This window comes from Mesorhizobium sp. M7A.F.Ca.AU.001.01.1.1 (genome assembly GCF_004022735.1).
Lineage (GTDB): Bacteria > Pseudomonadota > Alphaproteobacteria > Rhizobiales > Rhizobiaceae > Mesorhizobium > Mesorhizobium ciceri.
Window position 1 is genome coordinate 1 of the sequence record NZ_RZPF01000827.1, and the last position, 2590, is coordinate 2590.

A 2590-nucleotide genomic window follows, 5' to 3' on the forward strand; every position below is an offset into this window, starting at 1 on the left:
GCATGTGTGGGATCCGAAGAACCAGCGCCCCGAAATGTGGAAGATATTCAACACCCGCATCGCATCGGGTGAATCGATCCGCGTCTTTCCGCTGTCGAACTGGACCGAGCTGGATATCTGGCAGTACATCCTGCAGGAAAGTATCCCGATCGTGCCGCTCTATTTCGCCAAGGAACGGCCGGTGGTGGAACGCGACGGCATGCTGATCCTGCGGGACGACGAGCGCATGAAACTCCGCCCCGACGAGACAGTGGAGAACCGGCTCGTGCGGTTCCGCACGCTTGGCTGCTATCCGCTGACTGGCGCCATCGAATCGGAGGCCGACACGCTGGAAGCCATCGTCGGCGAAATGCTGACGGCACGGACATCCGAACGGCAGGGGCGCCTGATCGACCGCGATGAAGCCGGCTCGATGGAAAAGAAGAAGCGCGAGGGGTACTTTTGACCATGCGCCACATCATGGCAAAGAGCCTCGCCCCCACCGACGGCGTTCGCGACTATCTGGCGGCGCAGGAGAAGAAGTCGCTGCTGCGCTTCCTGACCTGCGGCTCGGTCGATGACGGCAAGTCGACGCTGATCGGGCGCCTGCTGTCCGACACCAAGCAGATTTTCGAGGACCAGCTCGCCGCGCTCGAACGCGATTCGCGCAAGCATGGCACGACGGGCGACGACATCGATTTCGCACTGCTGGTCGACGGCCTCGAGGCCGAGCGTGAGCAAGGCATCACGATCGACGTCGCCTACCGTTTCTTTGCCACGCCGAAGCGCAAATTCATCGTCGCCGACACACCTGGTCACGAGCAATACACCCGCAACATGGCCACCGGCGCCTCGACCGCCGACCTGGCGATCGTGCTGATCGATGCCCGGCAGGGTGTGCTTCGCCAGACAAGGCGACATTCGATCATCGCCTCGCTGCTCGGCATCCGCCACGTCGTGCTGGCCGTCAACAAGATCGATCTTGTCGATTTCGATCAGACGGTTTTCGACCGGATCGTCGAAGACTACGGGCAATTCTCGCGCGATCTCGGCTTCCAGACCATTGTGCCGATCCCGATGTCGGCCCGTTATGGCGATAATGTCAGCCGTCGGTCGGAAAGCATGGAATGGTATTCCGGCCCAACGCTGATCGAGCATCTCGAAACCGTGTCGGTCGACCAAGCGATGGTCGAACTGCCGTTCCGTTTCCCGGTCCAGTATGTCAATCGTCCCAATCTCGACTTTCGCGGCTTTGCCGGCACGGTCGCTTCCGGCTCGGTTGCGCCCGGCGACGAGGTCGTTGTCGCCAAGTCGGGCAAATCCTCGCGCGTCAAGCGGATCGTCTCGTATGGCGGCGATCTCGCCCAGGCGGCTGCCGGACAGGCCGTCACGCTCGTCCTCGACGACGAAGTCGAAATCTCGCGCGGCAACATGCTGGTTTCGCCTGCCGCACGGCCGCAGGTCGCCGACCAGTTCGCCGCCAACATCGTCTGGTTCGACGAGCATGCGCTGCTGCCGGGCCGCTCCTACATCCTGCGCACCGAGACCGACCAGACCAGCGCCACCGTCACCGATCTGAAATACCGGATCAACGTCAACGACTTTGCCCATGAAGCGGCCAAGTCGCTCGAAATGAACGAAGTCGGCATCTGCAACATCTCGACGCGGACGCCGATCGCCTTTGATCCCTTCGCCGAAAACCGCACAACCGGCGCCTTCATCCTGATCGACCGCATCTCCAACGCCACGGTCGGCGCCGGCATGATCCTGCACTCGCTGCGTCGTGCCGAAAACATCCATTGGCAGTCGCTCGATGTCGGCAAGCGCGTGCGCGCCGACATGAAGAACCAGCGGCCCGCCGTGTTCTGGTTCACCGGGCTGTCGGGATCCGGCAAGTCGACCATCGCCAACCTGTTCGAAAAGAAGCTGTTCGCCACCGGCCGTCATACTTATATCCTCGACGGCGACAACGTCCGTCACGGTCTCAATCGCGATCTTGGCTTTACCGATGCCGATCGCGTCGAGAACATCCGCCGCGTCGCCGAGGTGGCGCGTTTGATGGCCGATGCCGGGTTGATCGTCATTGTTTCGTTCATTTCGCCGTTCAGCGCCGAACGGCGCATGGCACGTGAATTGATGGCCGACGGAGAATTCGTCGAGGTGTTCGTCGATACGCCCTTCGAGGAATGCGCCAGGCGTGATCCGAAGGGCCTCTATGCGCGCGCGCTGAATGGCGAGATCAAGAATTTCACCGGCGTCGATTCCCCTTATGAAGCGCCGGAAACCCCGGAGATCCATCTGCAGACACTCGGCAAATCGGCCGAAGAGATGGTCGACGCCCTGGAACACTGGCTGAACGAGCGCGACATTGCCGAAGACCAATACGATAGCGGCGGCGGCATCTGACGACAGGCTGATGCTTGAAATCTTCGAGCGCCTGGCCTTGTCGGCCGGGCGCGAGGTGATGCGCGTGTTCCACGCCGGCTGTGCGGTTGACCGCAAGTCCGACGCCTCGCCGGTGACCGAGGCGGACCGCGAGAGCGAAAAGATCATTCTCGCCGGACTGCGTGCCGCATTTCCCGATATCCCCTGCGTGGCCGAGGAAGAAGCT

Annotated in this window: 3 protein-coding genes; all 3 read left to right on the plus strand. The window is 61.9% G+C overall.

The genetic code is table 11. From position 1 onward, the window contains the following. On the plus strand, nucleotides 1–445 hold a 445-nt coding region (gene cysD, locus EN884_RS32495), incomplete at its 5' end, for a sulfate adenylyltransferase subunit CysD (RefSeq protein WP_128360986.1). Between the two features lie 2 nt (nucleotides 446–447). Continuing rightward, a complete protein-coding gene (gene cysN / locus EN884_RS32500) occupies nucleotides 448–2385 on the plus strand; it encodes a sulfate adenylyltransferase subunit CysN (protein WP_024503688.1) in 1938 nt (645 codons plus the stop codon). 10 nt (nucleotides 2386–2395) lie between these two features. Next, nucleotides 2396–2590, plus strand: a 195-nt coding sequence (locus EN884_RS32505) for an inositol monophosphatase family protein (protein WP_281034861.1), incomplete at its 3' end; no start/stop codon positions are given.

Bases quoted from the DNA above. Each gene is read 5' to 3' on its own strand.
- cysN (WP_024503688.1), top strand. From the start codon at position 448: ATGCGCCACATCATGGCAAAGAGCCTCGCCCCCACCGACGGCGTTCGC.